Below are 15,690 nucleotides of genomic sequence, written 5' to 3' on the forward strand. Positions count from 1 at the left end.
CCATCACGCTGAGGTACGGGGCGTAGCGGGTGCGTCGTAGGCTTGAGCATCATGACCAGGAGCGCGCCCGATTCTTGCCCAGGGGTTCTGCGGTTGCATCAAGCTGCCGACGGGCCGTTGGCGCGGATCCGCGTGCCGGGCGGGCGGTTGACATCGTCGCAGTTGCAGGCATTGGCCGACGCGGCGCGCGACCTGGGCAACGGGAACCTCGAGCTGACCTCGCGGGGAAATATCCAGCTGCGGCAGGTCCGGGACGCCTCCGAACTCGCGCAACGGCTGGACGAGGCGGGTCTGCTGCCCAGCGAGACCCACGAGCGGGTGCGCAATATCGTGGCCTCACCGCTGTCCGGGCGAGTCGGCGGGTTCGCGGACGTGCACGGGCTCGCGATCGACCTCGACGCCGGATTGCGCGGCGACCCGCAGCTGGCGCAGCTGCCGGGACGCGTGCTGTTCACCCTCGACGACGGACGCGGTGATGTGAGCACGCTGCGCGGTGACATCGGCGTTCAGGCGGTGGGCGCCGACGAGTTCGCGCTGCTACTGGCGGGCGCCGACACCGGGCTTCGGGTCACCGCGGGCGAAGCGGTCGACGTGATGCTCGACGCGGCGCGCGGCTTTCTCGATCTGCGGGGAACCAGCGAGTCGGGACAGTGGCGGTTGCACGAGATTGCGGGCGGGGTCGAATCGGTGGTCGAGACGCTCGACCGCTCTCCCGTCGGCGAACCTCTCGAACTCGGTGCGACACACGCTGTTCCGATCGGCTGGCTCGATCAGGAGGACGGCCGCGTCACGCTCGGCGCCGGGGTACCGCTGGGTACGTTGTCGGCCAGGACGACCGAATTCCTCGCCGCTGTCGAACGGCCCGTCTTCATCACTCCCTGGCGCAGCCTGGTGATCACCGACCTCGACGAGGGGCCCGCCGAAACTGTGGTGCGCGTGCTCGCGCCGATGGGTCTGATCTTCGACGCGAATTCCCCGTGGTTGCAGGTCAGCGCCTGCGCCGGACGCCCCGGCTGCGCGAAATCGCACACCGATGTTCGCGCCGACCTGGCCGCCGCCATCGAATCCGATCGCGTTCTCCCCGAGCCGGCCGGACTCGAGCGGTCGACCACTGCCGCATCGGCCGATCCCGAGAACGGCACCGCCACCGGGACTTCCGAGCAGCGGCTGCCCACGAAGGAACTCGTTCCGGCCGAATCCGTCACCGTGGCGGGTCGCCAGCACTGGTCCGGGTGCGATCGACGCTGCGGTCGCCCACGCGGTCCCGTGACCGATGTCGTCGCCACCGATCACGGCTATCGCGTCGACACCGACGACGCGACCACCACGTCCTGACCCCACCGCGGCCGAGCGAAACTCGATCGACGGTCGCGGAATCGTTTCGTACCCTTGCCTTCTCACTACGAGGGGGTTCCCATGTCCACACTGCAGGTGACGGCCGAGCGGCTCGTTGTCGTGCCACATCCGAATGCCGATCGGCTCGAGCTGGCCCAGGTGGGGCTGTACCGGGCCGTGGTCGCCAAGGGCCAGTTCGCGACCGGGGATCACGCGATCTACATTCCGGAACAGTCGGTGCTGCCCGAGGAGCTGATCGCCGAGCTCGGCCTGACCGGGAAACTCGCGGGCTCGCTGCGCAATCGGGTGAAGGCGGTCCGGTTGCGTGGTGAGGTGTCGCAGGGCATCGTGTGCACCCCGGCCGCGCTGGACGGAGCGGATCTCGCGGCCGCCGCGCTCGAGCGGACCGACTTCGCCGAGTCGCTGAGGATCGTGAAATGGGTTCCGCCGGTACCGGTCTCGATGTCGGGACAGGTCGAGTCGGCGCCGGATCTGCTGCGGTGGGTCGACGTCGAGAACATCAAGCGGTTTCCCGACATCTTCACCGCCGGGGAGCCGGTGGTGGCGACCGAGAAGATCCACGGCACCGCCTGCCTGCTCACCCATGTGCGTGACGGCGACCGAATCCTGGTGTCGTCCAAGGGTGTCGGTGGTCGGTCGCTGTCGCTGACCGAGGCCGACGGCAACCTGTACTGGCGCGCCATGCGCGCCCACGGGCTCGACGAAGCCGCTCGCAAACTCGCCGCCGCGCTCGACGCGGACCGCATCGGCCTGTTCGGCGAGGTGTACGGCGCGGGCGTGCAGGACCTGCACTACGGCGCGTCCGCCGCGCACGACGAGTCGCTCGGCTTCGGGCTGTTCGACATCGCGGTGGACGCGGGCGCGGCGCCGGTCCGCTGGCTCGACCATCACGAGATCAGCGCCCTGCTCGACGATCTCGGCCTCACCGTCTCGCGCGTGCCGGTGCTCTACGAGGGCGCCTACGACGCCGAGTTGCTCATGGAGTTGGCCGAGGGCACCGAAACCGTCAGCGGCGCGGGCGCCAACATCCGCGAGGGCCTGGTGGTGCGGGCTGCCGCCGAACGCCCGTCGCCGATTCTCGGTGGCCGGGCGATCGGCAAGATCGTCTCCGAGGCGTACCTGTTGCGCGACGGCGGCACCGAGTACGAGTGAACCACGGCGCTACGCGTGCACTGCCCATCGACGATCAGATTTCTTCTCGATCACGGGGACAGTGCACGCGTAGCGCGGCATTCAGCAGATCCCGCGCCGACTACGCCGGACGCGCTGAGCGCAGTGTCTCCGAGACCACCGCGGCGGCGAGGGTGACCAGCACGCCGAGCACCAACCACACCCCACCGATGTGCGGCGCCGCCCCACCGAGCGCGAGCGCCGCCACCAGGCACGGCACCGGCCACCGCAGCAACCACCCTGCCCCGGCGCTGCGCACCCCACCGAGGCCGCACACCAGGAAGAAAGCGGCGGCACCGCCACCGAGCACCCAGCCGAGCCCGGCGGGCAGATGACCCGACGGGTGCGCCGCCACAAGACCCAACCCCGCGGCGACCGTCGCGATCGCACCACTGATCGCGCAGTGCACGGCCATCACCCGCTGATAGGGCATACCGACAGCGCCCGACGCCTCTCCCATCAGGCGCGGCACGAACCCGTAGCGCAAGGTCAGCGCCCACATCGCGATCAGGCACAGGAACGATCCCGCCCCGATGACGCACACCGCGACGGTCCATTCCTCCGCCGACACCGCCGCGATCACCGAGATCACCCCTTCACCCAGCACGATGATCAGATACTGGCCGAGCCGTTCCCCCAGGTGCGGCGCATCGGCGTGCAGCGCTTGCAGTTTCGGTGGCGTCATCTCGCGCGAGCGTCGACCCGGCCCGCCGCGTGGTGGCCGACCGCCGCCGCGGCGCACCCGGGCCCGCACCCGCCGTTCGGCGTCGACCATCAGCCGTTCCGAGTCGATGGCGAACATGATCCACAGGTCGATCGCGAGCCCCACCGCCCACAGCACGAACTTCCACGGTGCGGGCACCCACAGCGACACCAGCCAGGGCACGGTGCCCGCGCCGATCTGCGCGATCGGCCAGTCCACCACGATCTGGCCACGCTGCCACGCCGACGACGACGCCACCCGCACCAGCACATAGATGGCGGCGAAGACGTTCATGTGCTCGTCGGGGGCACCGTCGACGGCGGCCATCATCACGCACAGACCGAACATGCACCCGAACACCATCGTGGTGCGCGCCTGCTCGCCCGCGACGTTGCTGTACACGGTGACACAGGCCCACACCACCCAGAAGGCCAGGTACAGCACCACATACAGCCCGAACTCACCCAGCGAGGGGCCGCGGTGCAACAGGTGGGTGAGCTGGCCGATACCCGCCACGGCGACCAGGTCGAAGAACAGCTCGGTCCAGCTCGCGCGCCGCTCCTCGGTGCTGTGCTCGGGGTGTGCCATCGGCCCAGTATGTGGGCGGTGGCGGTGCGGTCCGGCTAGCCCACGATCGTGTCGCGGCGAGTGTGCAGCTCGAGCACGCAGCACTTCACGCCGCCGCCGCCCTTACGCAGTTCGGACAGATCCAGCGCAACGGGGACGAATCCCCGCGCACGCAGCTGCGCGATGAGGCCGGTGGCGCCGGGGTCGAGGAAGACGTGTTCGCCGTCGCTGAGTCCGTTCAAGCCGAAGCACAGCGCGTCGTTGTCGTCGGCGAGGATCGCGTCGGGGTAGAGCGCGCTCAGCACGTCGCGAGCGGCCGGGCTGAACGCGGCTGGGTAGTAGGCCACGGTGGTGTCGTCGAGGACCATCAAGGCGGTGTCGAGGTGATAGAAGCGCGGGTCGACCAGCTCGAGCGATACCACCGGCACGTCGAAGAACCGTTCCACCTCCGCGTGCGCGGACAGCGAACAGCGGAACCCGACACCGGCCAGAATCCGCTGTCCGGCGAACGCGAAATCGCCCTCCCCCTCGTTGGTTTCGGCCGCGGCGGCCAGGGCCCGCAGTTCCCGTGCGGCGAACCACCGGTGAAAAGCGGGCCCCTCGGCAGCGCGTTCGGGGTGGGCGAACCGGGCCGAGAGCGCGTGTCCGCCGATCACGATGCCGCTGTTGGCGGCGAAGACCATATCCGGCAGACCGGGTTCGCCGGGCACCGTTTCCACGGTGTGCCCGTGTGCTTCGAGGGTCGCGCGCAGGATCTCCCACTGGGCGAGGGCGCGCGCCCGATCGACGGGAGCGGCCGGATCCATCCACGGATTGATCGCGTAGGTGACCTCGAAATGGTCGGGGCGGCACAGCACATAACGGCGCGGGGAGGCGGTCCGCGCGGGTGCTGAGACACGAAGGGGGCTAGCGGCGGTCATCAGGACTCCTGGTGGCAGCGCGGACGGTTTCACCGACCGTAATCGCCGTTCCATTGCGTCCGGAACACCGATTCGTTGTGCATTTCGATGTAAGAATGGGGAATCATTGCGTGCCGAAGCGAAGGAGCGACGTGGACGATATCGATCGGCGCATTCTCGCGGAGCTGCTCGTCCACGCCCGCGCCTCGTTCCAGGAGATCGGTTCGGTGGTCGGGTTGTCCGCGCCCGCGGTGAAGCGGCGGGTGGACAAGATGGTCGCGAGCGGACAGATCACCGGGTTCACCGCGCAGGTCAACCCGGCCGCGCTGGGCTGGAAAACCGAGGCCTACGTCGAGGTCTACTACCGCGACAACATCTCCCCGGCCGAGCTGCGCCGCACCCTCGAACCGATTCCACAGGTCGTCGGGGTGTGGACGATCGCGGGCGAGGCCGACGCGCTCGTGCACGTGATGGCCACCGATATGGCCGAGATCGAGGTGACGGTCGAGCGGATCAGGGAGAACGCGCGCGTCGGGCGCACCCGCAGCTCGCTGGTGATGTCGCGCATTCTCGAACGCCCCCGCACCTGAGCCGCCGGACACCACGTCAGACCCAGGTTCTAGGGTTGTCGCCATGTCCGACGTGCGTGCCAGCTACCTCACCGACGGGGCCGAGATCTATCGGCGCTCGTTCGCGACGATCCGCGCCGAGGCGGATCTCGCCGGTTTCCCCGCCGATGTGGAACGGGTGGCGGTGCGGATGATCCACGGCTGCGGGCAGGTCGACCTGGCCCCCGACATCGCCTTCTCCGCCGGTGTGGTCGCCGCCGCGCGCGCCGCGCTGCACGCGGGGAAGCCGATCATCTGCGATGCCAATATGGTCGCCTCGGGGGTGACCCGCAAGCGGCTGCCCGCCGACAACGCGGTGCTGTGCAACCTGACCGACCCGCGCGTGCCCGAACTCGCCGCGCGACTGGGTAATACACGCTCGGTGGCGGCGCTCGAGCTGCTGCGCGACCAGCTCGACGGCGCGGTGGTGGCCATCGGCAACGCCCCGACCGCGCTGTTCCACCTGCTCGACATGCTCGATGCCGGTGCGCCGCGACCCGCGGCGATCATCGGCATCCCGGTCGGGTTCATCGGTGCCGCCGAATCCAAGCAGGCACTGATCGACTTCGGCGGGATCGAGTATCTGACCGTCCGCGGCAGGCGCGGCGGCAGCGCGATCACCGCGTCGGCACTGAATGCGATTGCGAGCGAACAGGAGTGAGTGAGATCAGCACCGGCAAACTGTGGGGCATCGGCCTCGGTCCCGGCGACCCGGAACTGGTGACGGTCAAGGCCGCCCGGCTCATCGCCGAAGCCGATGTGGTCGCCTTCCACAGCGCCAAGCACGGCCGCAGTATCTCCCGCGCCATCGCGGAACCGTACCTGCGCGCCGGGCAGATCGAGGAGCACCTCGTCTACCCGGTCACCGTGGAGACCACCGATCATCCCGGCGGATACCAGGGCGCGATCGACGAGTTCTACGAGCAGGCGGCCGCGCGGCTGGCCACCCATCTGGCCGCGGGGCGCACCGTCGCGTTGCTCGCCGCCGGTGATCCGCTGTTCTACTCCTCCTACATGCACATGCACCGGCGGCTGGCCGATCGATTCGACGCCGAGATCGTCCCCGGCATCACCTCGGTGAGCGCGGCCTCCGCGGCGCTGGGAACTCCGCTGGTCGAGGGTGAGCAAGTGCTGACGGTGCTGCCCGGCACCATGCCCGTCGAGGAGCTGACCGAGCGCCTGCGCGAGACCGACGCCGCGGCGATCATGAAGCTGGGGCGCACGTTTCCCGGTGTGCGCCAGGCGCTCTCGGATTCCGGCCGGTTGGCCGACGCGTACTACGTCGAACGCGCGAGCAGCACTCGTCAGCGAGTACTCGCCGCGGCCGACGTCGACGAGGCCGACGTGCCGTACTTCTCGATCACCCTGGTCCCGGGACCGACGCCGACCACTGTGATCCCCGCTCGCGGCGCCAGCGTTCGTCAGCCCACCGTCGCCGACGACCGCACAGGCACTGCGGCTGCGGCGCCTGGCCTTCCTGACGAATCGGCGAATGCGCCGGGCGAGGTCGTCGTCGTCGGCCTCGGGCCCGGCGACGCGGACTGGACGACGCCGCAGGTCACTGCCGCGTTGGCCGAGGCGACAGACCTCGTCGGGTACACCACCTACATCAATCGCGTCCCCGAGCGGACGGGTCAGCGTCGGCACGCCAGCGACAACAAGGTCGAATCCGAGCGCGCCGCGATGGCGCTGGACCTGGCCAAGCGGGGCGCGCGTGTCGCAGTGGTGTCCTCGGGCGATCCGGGCGTTTTCGCGATGGCGGCCGCCGTCCTCGAGGTGTCGGCCGAACCTCAGTTCAAGGACGTCCCGGTGCGGGTGCTGCCCGGCCTGACGGCCGCCAACGCGGTGGCCAGCCGGGTCGGCGCACCGCTCGGGCACGACTACGCGATGATCTCGCTGTCGGATCGGCTCAAGCCGTGGGATGTCGTCGCACAACGCCTTTCGGCGGTCGCGGCGGCGGATATGGCCATCGCGATCTACAACCCGGCCTCCTCGCAGCGCCGCTGGCAGGTGGGCGCCATGCGCGAGGTCCTGCTCGAGCACCGCCCGCCGCACACACCGGTGGTGCTCGGTCGCGATGTCGGCGGTCCGACCGAATCCGTCCGGGTGATCACGCTCGGTGAGCTCGATCCCGACGAGGTCGACATGCGCACCCTGCTGATCATCGGATCCTCGACCACCACCATGTTCGACACGCCGGAAGGCACCCGCGTTTTTACTTCGCGTAGGTACGGGTCGACAGCAAGCCGGTAATCCGCGTCGGACAATACACAAACCGCACGGTCGGTACCCCGCATCACCCCGGCCGAGCGGGCACCGAATCCGCACCGCAGGCAACCCTGGCGACCCCATGGTCGACCGAGACTTCCGCGGCCCTCGGCAACCCCGCGCGGCCGGCGAGGCCCGGCGACACGCCCGTGCGATGGCACACTTGTTCCGCGGGCATGCCCGCGTGCACAACAGCGTGACAGCTCGTTTCCTGGTTCGATTCCCCAACGCGTCCCACGAGGACGATGAAAGGATTCACCACGATGAGAGTTCAGCACCACGCACAGAACACTGTCGGTACCCGATTACGGCGCGGTGTGACGGTCGGCCTGATAGCCGCCGCCATGGCGGTTCCCGTCGCGGGGATCGCCTCGGCTCAACCGCCGGCCCCGCCCGCGCCACCAGCGGCACCCGCCGCGCCCGCAGCACCTGCGGCACCGGGCGCACCCGAGCCCGGGGCACTCGGGGCACCCGGATTGCCCGGCCTGCCGAGTCTGCCCGGGGCACCCCTCGCCGAGAGCGCTGCCGGCATCACGCTGATGGTGAACGGCCTCGACGGCGAGCCCATCCAGGTCAGCATCGACAGCACGGCCACGGTCAAGGACCTGAAGGGCCTCATCCAGGAACAGACCGGGGTTCCGGTGGCCGATCAGCAGCTCATCACCGAGAGCGAAGTCAAGCTCGAGGACTCCAATACCCTGGCGTCCTACGAACTGGCCGACGGTGACGTCGTGAACCTCGCGTTGGCCTGACCCGACGGGTCGATCACCGCGGCGGTGGTGCTCAGCGCGCGAGCACCACCGCCGCACCCCGGTCCGGCGAACGCGCCGCAACACCGGCACTATTGGTGGACTGCGCACCCAGGCGTAACATTCCACTTAGGAATGTAGTTCGAAGGGAGTTGACCGTTGACCGACACCGCGACTCGACGCCGCCCACTGAACTCCACCGCGGCCTCGCTACTCGGGTTCCTGCACGAGGGCCCGAAGTCGGGCTGGGATCTCGCCACGCAGGCCCAGCAACGCATCGGCGACTTCTGGACCATCACACAGAGCCAGGTCTATCGCGAACTGTCCACGATGGACACCGCGGGCCTGGTGACCAAAGGCGAACGTGGCGCCAGGGAGCGCACGCCGTACCGGATCACCGATATCGGGCGTGAGGCCTTCGCCGAGTGGATCGGGCGCGATCCCGGCGCCGAGACCATCCGCGTGCCACTGCTGCTCACGCTGTCCTTCGGCGAGCACCTGGATCCCGCGCATCGCGATCGGATCATCGCCGCCAACAAGAACATTCATCAAGATCGCCTCGACCGCTACCTCGACGAAGACGAGACCGCCCTGGCTCCCCACCAGCGCGCGACCCTCGAATTCGGCATCGCCTACGAGCGCGCGGTCCTGCACTGGTTCGACCAGCTGCCGACGATCTTCACACCGCCGAACCCGCGCTGACGGAATTCGGCCCTGCCGCTCGGTTCAGCCCACTCGGTGCGATGCGGATTCCCGCAGCCACTCGACCGCGTCGCCGACCTCGGCCACGGTGACGGCGCCCGCGGGCAGCGGTGGCCGGTCGATCATGATCACCGGCAGCCCCGCGGTGCGGGCAGCGAAGATCTTCGCCTCGGTCTGCTCGCCGCCGCTGTTCTTCGTGACCAGCACGTCGATGCGATGCCGCGACATCAGCACGAGTTCCTCGTCGAACGTGAACGGCCCCCGCGCCAGCAACAGTTTGGCGCGCGGCGGCAACGGGACATCAGGGGCGTCGATGGAGCGGATGACGAAACCGTGACCCGTGCAGCCGGCGAACGCGCCGACGCCCTGGCGGCCGATGGTCAGCAGGACTTGTTCGTCGCGCGCGGTCAGTGCCGCGGCCGCCGCGGCGAGATCGGGCACGCGGGTCCACAGGTCGCCGCGCCGCTGCACCCACTCGGGGCGGCGCAGATGCAGCGCCGGGATATCCAGCTCGGCCGCGGCGGTGGCGGCGTGCGCACTCACCTGCGCGGCGAAGGGATGGGTCGCGTCCACGACAGCGTCGATCGCGTTCTCGCGTAGCCAGGTTCGGAGGCCCTCGACACCACCGAACCCACCCACGCGGACCGCACCGACCGGCAGCCGCGGATTGGCGACTCGGCCGGCGAGGGAGGACACGATGTCGAGTCCACGCTCACCGGACGCTCTGCGCGCCAACTCCCTGGCTTCGCCGGTGCCACCGAGGATCAAAACTCTCAGGACAGCCCTCCGAAATCATCGGCACCGGCATCGCCATCGAACTTCGAGTACTTCATGTAACTCTCCATCGTGGAAAACGGCCCGGGGGATTACCCGGAACGGCAACGACCCTACCCCCGAGCCGTGGGTTCTACACGTTCGGTCCGAAACTTTTACGGCGTGCGGACCCTGCGGGAACGGATTCACCGTGATCTGCGCGTGATCTGATCGTGATCAGGGCTGGGCGTCCACACTCCGGCGACCAGCGGGTTTTCGGACAATCCACTGAGCGACCGGCAAGTGCGGCCGCCAGGCCGTGAACCCGCCGAGCGGTTCACCCCGATAGATCTGAAATTTGCGCAGGGTGCCACCGAACCTCGCCGACCAGTCGAGCAGCAGCGCTTCCGATTCCGCGGTGACCGCGTTGGCGACCAGGCGGCCGCCGGGGCGCAGCCGCTGCCAGCACTGCTCGAACATGCCGTCCTGAGTGAGACCACCGCCGAGAAATACGGCGTCCGGTGCCGAGATCTTTTCCTCGGCTAACTCTGAGCGCACCTCACCGCGGATCGTTATTCCCGGTACTCCGAGGGCGGTGATATTGGTCGCGATTTGTTCCCGCCGGGCAGGCAGCCGCTCGAACGTGACGGCGCGGCACAGCGGATGGGTACGGCACCATTCGATGGCGATACTGCCCGACCCGCCGCCGATATCCCACAGCATTTCCCCCGGTGCGGGGGCGAGAGCGGTGACGGTGAGGGCGCGAACCTCGGCCTTGGTGAGCTGGCCGTCACCGGCGAAGGCAGCATCGGCCAGGCCGGGCAATCGGGTGTCGCGACGGGTATCGGGATCGGCGCGGCAGTCGATGGCGACGATGTTGAGCGGGTCGCCGGGCGGGTGCGACCAGGTAGCCGCGGAGCCGGTGTGGCGGTGTTCGGCGGGGCCGCCGAGTTGCTCGAGAACCGTCAGCGAGGAGGGTCCGAAACCCTTGTCGCGCAGCATTTCCGCGATACGGCCCGGTGTCGTCTCGTCTTCGCTGAGAACGAGAATCCGCCGACCTTCGGACAATTCGGGCACAACGGTGGGCAATGGCCGGGCAACCACACTCACCACCGGGGTTTCGGCCAGTGGCCACCCGAGCCGCGCGCACGCCAGCGATACCGAGGACGGCTGCGGGAACACGCGCAGCGCCGCCGGGCCGAACCGGCGCGCCAGGGTGACGCCGATGCCGTAGAACATCGGATCCCCGCTGGCCAGCACGCCGATGCGTCGACCGGCATTGCGCCCGAACAACTCCGGCAGGGCAGGCAGCAGCGGCGTCGGCCACGGCACCCGCTCGATATCACCGGCCGGGAGCAGCGCCAGTTGACGCGAGGAGCCGAACACCACCTCACAGTCCCCGATGGCCCGGCGGACGTTCTCGCCCAGCCCCGCCCAACCGTCGGCCCCGATGCCGGCCACCACGATCGGGTGGCCGGTCCAGTCCGTCGCCGCGTCGCCGGACGCGGTCACCGTGGCATCCGACGCCAGACGGATTGCGGGAGCAGGCGCATCACGAAGAAGGCGAGGGCAAGGCGGCCGGGGACCGCGACCCGGGTGGCGCCCTTGCCGAGGCTGCGGACCACGGCGTCGGCGACCTGGTCGGGAGTGCTGGCCAGGGGGGCGGGCTCCATGCCGGTGGTCATGCGCCCGATCACGAAGCCCGAGCGCACCAGCAACAGCTGCACGCCCGTGCCGTGCAGGGCGTCGCCGAGGCCGCTGGCGAAGCCGTCCAGGCCCGCTTTGGCCGAACCGTAGACATAGTTCGCCCGCCGCACGCGCACGCCCGCGATCGAGCTGAAGACGACGATCTGGCCGGATCCCTGCGCACGCATCACGGTCGCCAGGGTCGTGAGGACACTGACCTGGGCGACGAAATCGGTGTGCACGACCGCCACCGCGTGCGCCGGGTCGTGTTCGGCACGATCCTGATCGCCGAGGACGCCGAAGGCGAGCACCGCTGTCGCGATGCCACCGTGCTCGGCGGCGAGCTTGTCCAGCAGGGGCGCGTGGGTGGCGGTCTCGTCGGCGTCGAATTCCACGGTGTGCACGGCGGTCGCGCCCGCCGCGCGCACCTGCTCGACCTCGGCCGTCAACGCGTCGGCACGGCGAGCGGCCAGGATCACCACCCGTCCGGGTGCCAGCCTGCGCGCCACTTCGAGGCCGATCTCACTGCGCCCGCCCAGGACCAGCACCGGCCCATCGTTCTGCTGCGTTCCCATAGCGCCAGTCTGTCATCCGGCCCGTCCGGCCGGTGCCGGCCTGCCTCTGTTGCGTGCACGGCGCGAACCCGCGCAGCAACGCGCTGGTCGGCCCGGCTACCGTTTCCGGCATGCCGACCGCCACCGCCCAGCTGTCCCCCGCTGCCCTCGCGTTCGTCACCGAGCGGCATCTGGCCACGCTCACCACGCTGCGCGCCGACGGCACCCCGCACGTGGTGGCCGTGGGCTTCACCTGGGATCCGGAGAGCGGGATCGCTCGCGTGATCACCGACGGCGCGTCGGTGAAGGCACGCAACGCCGGACGAGGCGGCTACGCGGCGGTGAGCCAGGTCGAGGGGCCGCGCTGGCTGACCCTCGAAGGGCCGGCGACGGTACTCGACGACAGCGCCGACGTCGCCGAGGCCGTGCGTCGCTACACCGAGCGCTACCGGGTCCCCCGCGAGAACCCGACACGTGTGGTCGTCGCGATCCAGGTGCGCCGGGTGCTGTCGTCGGGCACGCTGAAATAGCCTCTCGAACCCGCTCGGCGCAGCGCGGGCGCGTGCCGCTCCGGGGCCCGCTTACAGCACTGTCAGGCCGTGCGGCCGATTGTTCATCGACTCCACACCGTCGGCGGTGACGACCACGATGTCCTCGATCCGCGCGCCCCATTCGCCGCAGAAATAGATTCCAGGCTCGATGCTGAACGCCATGCCCGGCTCGAGAACGAGGTCGTTGCCCGCCACGATGTAGGGCTCCTCGTGCACCGACAGGCCGATGCCGTGGCCGGTGCGGTGGATGAAGGCGTCGCCGAGGCCGGCGTCGGCGAGCACGGTGCGGGCGGCGGCGTCGATGGATTCCGCGCTCACTCCCGGCCGGACCGCCGCGACAGCGGCGGCCTGGGCGGCCTCGAGGACCGCCACCTGTTCGACGATCTCCGGGTGCGGGGTGCCGAGTACATAGGTGCGGGTCGAGTCCGAGTAGTAGCCGGGTTCGACGGGGCCACCGATGTCGATGACCACCACGTCGCCCTGCTCGATGACGCGATCGGAGACCTCGTGGTGCGGGTCGGCGCCGTGCGGTCCACTGCCCACGATGACGAAGGCCGCCTCGGTGTGGCCTTCCTCGACAATCGCGGCGGTGATATCGGCGCTCACCTCGGCCTCGGTGCGACCGGCCCGCAGGAACTCGCCCATCCGCGCGTGCACGCGGTCGATGGCCGCGCCCGCCCGGCGCAGCGCGTCGATCTCGGCCTCGTCCTTGATCATTCGCGACTCGCGCAGTACCGGCGTCGCCGAGGCGGGCAGACCGGTGGTCGATTCGGCGAGCGGGATCAGGTGCAGTGCGGGCATGGCATCGGCGACCGCGATGCGGGAACCGGCGTGCAGAATCGAGCGGACCAGCTGGTACGGATCGACGCCGTCGACCCAGTCGAGCACCCGCAGGCCGAGTTCGCCCGCCGCGGAATCGGCGAGGGAGGCCAGCTCGAGTTTCGGGATGACCACCGAGGGCGTCGATCCGTCGGCCGGGATCACCAGGCAGGTGAGCCGCTCGAAGGATTCCGCGGCCGAACCGATCAGGTACCGCAGGTCGGGGCCCGGAGTGATCAGCAGGGCGTCCAGATGCGCCGCGCGCATCAACTCGACCGCCCGCTCCAGCCGCTGACCGTAGACCTTCGCCGCGAACCTGGCATCCGTGTGCGCGCTCATAGGATCCGACGTTACCCGCCCCGCGCCGAGGGCAGCCACCGAAGCCCATCGGCACGGCCACGGCCACGGTGTCGGTGGTTCGGGGCACAATCACCGGGTGACCGCTGACGAGAGCACCCGTGGACCCCTGTTGATCCTCGACGGCGCCAGCCTCTGGTTCCGCGCCTATTACGCCATCCCCGACAAGCTCAGGGGCGCGGACGGCCGCTCGGTGAACGCGCTGCGCGGATTCACCGACATGGTGGCCTCGCTGGTCACCAAGCATCGCCCGAGCAGGCTCGTCGTCGGACTCGACCTCGATTGGCGGCCCCCGTTCCGGGTGGCCCTGGTGCCCTCCTACAAGGCGCACCGACTCGACACCAGCACCGGCGCGGCGCCCGGCGCGGAGGAAGTGCCCGACACGCTCACCCCGCAGGTCGAGATGATCCTCGAAGTGCTCGAGGCGGCGGGCATCGCCACCGGCGGCGCGGACGGCCTCGAAGCCGACGATGTGCTCGGCACCCTCGCGAGCCGGGAGCGCACCGACCCGGTCGTCGTCGTCAGCGGCGACCGCGACCTGCTGCAGCTGGTGCGCGACGAGCCCGCCCCACCGGTCCGCGTGCTCTACGTCGGCCGAGGACTCGCCAAGGCCGAACTGTTCGGCCCCGCGGAGCTCTCGGCGAAATACGGTGTGCCCGAACGGAACGCGGGCCCGGCCTACGCCGACATGGCGACCCTGCGCGGCGACGCCTCCGACGGCCTGCCCGGTGTGGCGGGCATCGGCGACAAATCAGCCGCCCAGCTGATCACGAAGTTCGGCTCGCTCGACGCGCTCATGGACGCCGTCGCCGATCCGGCGTCCGATATCGCCAAGGGTGTGCGCGCGAAACTCGGTGCCGCGCAGGACTATCTGAAGGTCGCCGCACCGGTCGTGCGGGTAGTCCGCGACGCGGAGGTGATCCTGTCGCGTCCGGATGTCCTGCCCGCCACCCCCGCCGACCCCGACCGGCTGCTCGCGCTGGCCACCGCGTACAACGCCGAGAGCCCGATCACCCGCCTCGTCACCGCGCTCACCGCCGCACATACCGGCTGACCGGGACGAACGACGCCGGGCCGCCCGCAGACTGCGCGGACGGCCCGGAAACGTAGTGCGAGCGCCTAGTTGGGGCGGCCGACCTCGTAGGTTCCGTCTTCCTTGGTGATCTTGACGGTGACCTTCTTCGCCTCGCCACTGACCTTCAGGTCGCAGGTGAAGGTCGCGTCGACCTCCACCGCCTGGCCGGAGGGGCAGCTGACATCGGAGACGTCGGCGATGCCGTAGGAGTCCTTCAGCACGCGCGAGACACCGTCCTGTACCGCGGCGTTGTCGAGTTCGTCCGAGGAGAACACGACCAGGATCAGACCGATCACGGCGGCGACCACGAGCACGCCCGCGGCGATGAGCCCGATGATCAGGCCCTTGCTCTTGCCACCGGAAGACGGCTGCTGGCCCCACTGCTGCTGCGGCGCGGGCTGCTGGCCCCACTGCTGCTGCGGCGCGGGCTGACCCCACTGCTGCTGCGCGTTGGCGGCCTGGTTGTTCCAGTCCTGCGGCGGCGGCTGGGTCTGGCCCCACTGCTGCTGCGGCCCGGTCGGCTGCTGCGGCACGCCACCTTGCTGCGGCTGCTGGCCCCACGGCTGCTGCGGCTGCTGGGGCTGTTGTCCCCACTGCTGCTGTGGCTGCTGCGCGTTCGGGTCTTTCCACTGCTGGGTGGGCTGGGCGCCCTGTGGTGGCGGCTGCTGCGCGCCACCCCAGTGCTGGGTGGGACCGGCGCCACCGGCCCCCTGCTGACCCCCCCAGTGCTGGGTGGGATCGTTGTTCCCCTCCCCGGGGTTGTTCGGTCCGTAAGGGCCGCTCATCCACTCGCCTCCACTCGCATCATTAGTCCATACGGTAGCCCCCCGCGCCGGGCCTGCCGCATTCGCACGACATCCGCCTCACGGTCGG

Annotated in this window: 16 protein-coding genes; 9 read left to right on the forward strand and 7 right to left on the reverse strand. The window is 69.8% G+C overall.

The window, feature by feature from the left end:
• Positions 1 to 51 precede the first annotated feature (51 nt).
• The gene (cobG, locus tag ACFULV_RS08980; RefSeq protein ID WP_378654784.1) at positions 52 to 1,335 is read left to right on the forward strand and encodes a precorrin-3B synthase; all 1,284 of its coding nucleotides are present in this window, start codon (positions 52 to 54) and stop codon (positions 1,333 to 1,335) included.
• Between the two features lie 81 nt (positions 1,336 to 1,416).
• Positions 1,417 to 2,508 carry an RNA ligase (ATP) gene (locus tag ACFULV_RS08985; protein WP_378654786.1) on the forward strand — a complete coding sequence of 364 codons (1,092 nt, stop codon included), beginning with the start codon at positions 1,417 to 1,419 and terminating at the stop codon, positions 2,506 to 2,508.
• 100 nt (positions 2,509 to 2,608) lie between these two features.
• Here ACFULV_RS08985 and ACFULV_RS08990 read toward each other — a convergent pair whose 3' ends face one another.
• Both ACFULV_RS08990 and ddaH read right to left on the reverse strand, forming a co-directional pair.
• Positions 2,609 to 3,817, reverse strand: a complete 1,209-nt coding sequence (locus ACFULV_RS08990; protein ID WP_378627504.1) for a low temperature requirement protein A — start codon at positions 3,815 to 3,817, stop codon at positions 2,609 to 2,611.
• 35 nt (positions 3,818 to 3,852) lie between these two features.
• The gene (ddaH, locus tag ACFULV_RS08995) at positions 3,853 to 4,716 is read right to left on the reverse strand and encodes a dimethylargininase (RefSeq protein ID WP_378654789.1); all 864 of its coding nucleotides are present in this window, start codon (positions 4,714 to 4,716) and stop codon (positions 3,853 to 3,855) included.
• A gap of 95 nt (positions 4,717 to 4,811) precedes the next feature.
• On the opposite strand from ddaH, the gene ACFULV_RS09000 reads away from it, so the two are divergent.
• From ACFULV_RS09000 to ACFULV_RS09020, 5 genes are all read left to right on the forward strand, one after another.
• Positions 4,812 to 5,285 carry an Lrp/AsnC family transcriptional regulator gene (locus ACFULV_RS09000; RefSeq protein WP_378654792.1) on the forward strand — a complete coding sequence of 158 codons (474 nt, stop codon included), beginning with the start codon at positions 4,812 to 4,814 and terminating at the stop codon, positions 5,283 to 5,285.
• A gap of 43 nt (positions 5,286 to 5,328) precedes the next feature.
• Complete coding sequence (locus tag ACFULV_RS09005; protein WP_378627499.1) at positions 5,329 to 5,964, forward strand: precorrin-8X methylmutase; 636 nt, start codon at positions 5,329 to 5,331, stop codon at positions 5,962 to 5,964.
• Between the two features lie 5 nt (positions 5,965 to 5,969).
• Entirely contained in the window at positions 5,970 to 7,556 is a 1,587-nt protein-coding gene (gene cobJ, locus ACFULV_RS09010; protein ID WP_378654912.1) for a precorrin-3B C(17)-methyltransferase, read from the forward strand.
• 278 nt (positions 7,557 to 7,834) lie between these two features.
• Complete coding sequence (locus tag ACFULV_RS09015) at positions 7,835 to 8,323, forward strand: ubiquitin-like domain-containing protein (RefSeq protein WP_378654795.1); 489 nt, start codon at positions 7,835 to 7,837, stop codon at positions 8,321 to 8,323.
• A 156-nt stretch (positions 8,324 to 8,479) separates the two neighbouring features.
• Positions 8,480 to 9,022, forward strand: a complete 543-nt coding sequence (locus ACFULV_RS09020) for a PadR family transcriptional regulator (RefSeq protein ID WP_378627497.1) — start codon at positions 8,480 to 8,482, stop codon at positions 9,020 to 9,022.
• A gap of 24 nt (positions 9,023 to 9,046) precedes the next feature.
• On the opposite strand, the gene ACFULV_RS09025 is transcribed toward ACFULV_RS09020, so the two are convergent.
• From ACFULV_RS09025 to ACFULV_RS09035, 3 genes are all read right to left on the reverse strand, one after another.
• On the reverse strand, positions 9,047 to 9,799 hold the full coding sequence (locus ACFULV_RS09025) for a cobalt-precorrin-6A reductase (RefSeq protein ID WP_378628338.1): 753 nt from the start codon (positions 9,797 to 9,799) through the stop codon (positions 9,047 to 9,049).
• Between the two features lie 213 nt (positions 9,800 to 10,012).
• Positions 10,013 to 11,287, reverse strand: coding sequence for a precorrin-6y C5,15-methyltransferase (decarboxylating) subunit CbiE (cbiE, locus tag ACFULV_RS09030; RefSeq protein WP_378654798.1), 1,275 nt, complete (start codon positions 11,285 to 11,287; stop codon positions 10,013 to 10,015).
• Complete coding sequence (locus ACFULV_RS09035) at positions 11,284 to 12,036, reverse strand: SDR family NAD(P)-dependent oxidoreductase (RefSeq protein ID WP_378654800.1); 753 nt, start codon at positions 12,034 to 12,036, stop codon at positions 11,284 to 11,286. The genes cbiE and ACFULV_RS09035 overlap by 4 nt, the downstream gene beginning before the upstream one ends.
• 110 nt (positions 12,037 to 12,146) lie before the next feature.
• On the opposite strand from ACFULV_RS09035, the gene ACFULV_RS09040 reads away from it, so the two are divergent.
• Positions 12,147 to 12,545: a TIGR03618 family F420-dependent PPOX class oxidoreductase gene (locus tag ACFULV_RS09040; RefSeq protein ID WP_378627492.1), complete on the forward strand. Its 399-nt coding sequence runs from the start codon at positions 12,147 to 12,149 to the stop codon at positions 12,543 to 12,545.
• Positions 12,546 to 12,596: 51 nt separating this feature from the next.
• On the opposite strand, the gene ACFULV_RS09045 is transcribed toward ACFULV_RS09040, so the two are convergent.
• A complete protein-coding gene (locus tag ACFULV_RS09045) occupies positions 12,597 to 13,724 on the reverse strand; it encodes a M24 family metallopeptidase (protein ID WP_378654803.1) in 1,128 nt (375 codons plus the stop codon).
• Between the two features lie 97 nt (positions 13,725 to 13,821).
• On the opposite strand from ACFULV_RS09045, the gene ACFULV_RS09050 reads away from it, so the two are divergent.
• Positions 13,822 to 14,796: a 5'-3' exonuclease H3TH domain-containing protein gene (locus tag ACFULV_RS09050; RefSeq protein WP_378654806.1), complete on the forward strand. Its 975-nt coding sequence runs from the start codon at positions 13,822 to 13,824 to the stop codon at positions 14,794 to 14,796.
• A gap of 65 nt (positions 14,797 to 14,861) precedes the next feature.
• On the opposite strand, the gene ACFULV_RS09055 is transcribed toward ACFULV_RS09050, so the two are convergent.
• Positions 14,862 to 15,602: a DUF4333 domain-containing protein gene (locus tag ACFULV_RS09055; protein WP_378654809.1), complete on the reverse strand. Its 741-nt coding sequence runs from the start codon at positions 15,600 to 15,602 to the stop codon at positions 14,862 to 14,864.
• Positions 15,603 to 15,690: the final 88 nt, after the last annotated feature.

The sequence above is a fragment of the Nocardia sp. NPDC057272 genome (assembly GCF_042668615.1).
In the GTDB taxonomy this organism is placed as follows: domain Bacteria; phylum Actinomycetota; class Actinomycetes; order Mycobacteriales; family Mycobacteriaceae; genus Nocardia.

What these genes read in the sequence shown, in the direction of transcription:
- ACFULV_RS08990 (WP_378627504.1), bottom strand. Translation starts at nt 3,817, where the DNA reads ATGGCACACCCCGAGCACAGCACCGAGGAGCGGCGCGCGAGCTGGACC.
- ACFULV_RS08985 (WP_378654786.1), top strand. Translation starts at nt 1,417, where the DNA reads ATGTCCACACTGCAGGTGACGGCCGAGCGGCTCGTTGTCGTGCCACAT.
- ddaH (WP_378654789.1), bottom strand. Translation starts at nt 4,716, where the DNA reads ATGACCGCCGCTAGCCCCCTTCGTGTCTCAGCACCCGCGCGGACCGCC.
- ACFULV_RS09055 (WP_378654809.1), bottom strand. Translation starts at nt 15,602, where the DNA reads ATGAGCGGCCCTTACGGACCGAACAACCCCGGGGAGGGGAACAACGAT.
- ACFULV_RS09005 (WP_378627499.1), top strand. Translation starts at nt 5,329, where the DNA reads ATGTCCGACGTGCGTGCCAGCTACCTCACCGACGGGGCCGAGATCTAT.
- ACFULV_RS09015 (WP_378654795.1), top strand. Translation starts at nt 7,835, where the DNA reads ATGAGAGTTCAGCACCACGCACAGAACACTGTCGGTACCCGATTACGG.
- ACFULV_RS09035 (WP_378654800.1), bottom strand. Translation starts at nt 12,036, where the DNA reads ATGGGAACGCAGCAGAACGATGGGCCGGTGCTGGTCCTGGGCGGGCGC.
- cobG (WP_378654784.1), top strand. Translation starts at nt 52, where the DNA reads ATGACCAGGAGCGCGCCCGATTCTTGCCCAGGGGTTCTGCGGTTGCAT.
- ACFULV_RS09040 (WP_378627492.1), top strand. Translation starts at nt 12,147, where the DNA reads ATGCCGACCGCCACCGCCCAGCTGTCCCCCGCTGCCCTCGCGTTCGTC.
- ACFULV_RS09000 (WP_378654792.1), top strand. Translation starts at nt 4,812, where the DNA reads ATGGGGAATCATTGCGTGCCGAAGCGAAGGAGCGACGTGGACGATATC.
- ACFULV_RS09045 (WP_378654803.1), bottom strand. Translation starts at nt 13,724, where the DNA reads ATGAGCGCGCACACGGATGCCAGGTTCGCGGCGAAGGTCTACGGTCAG.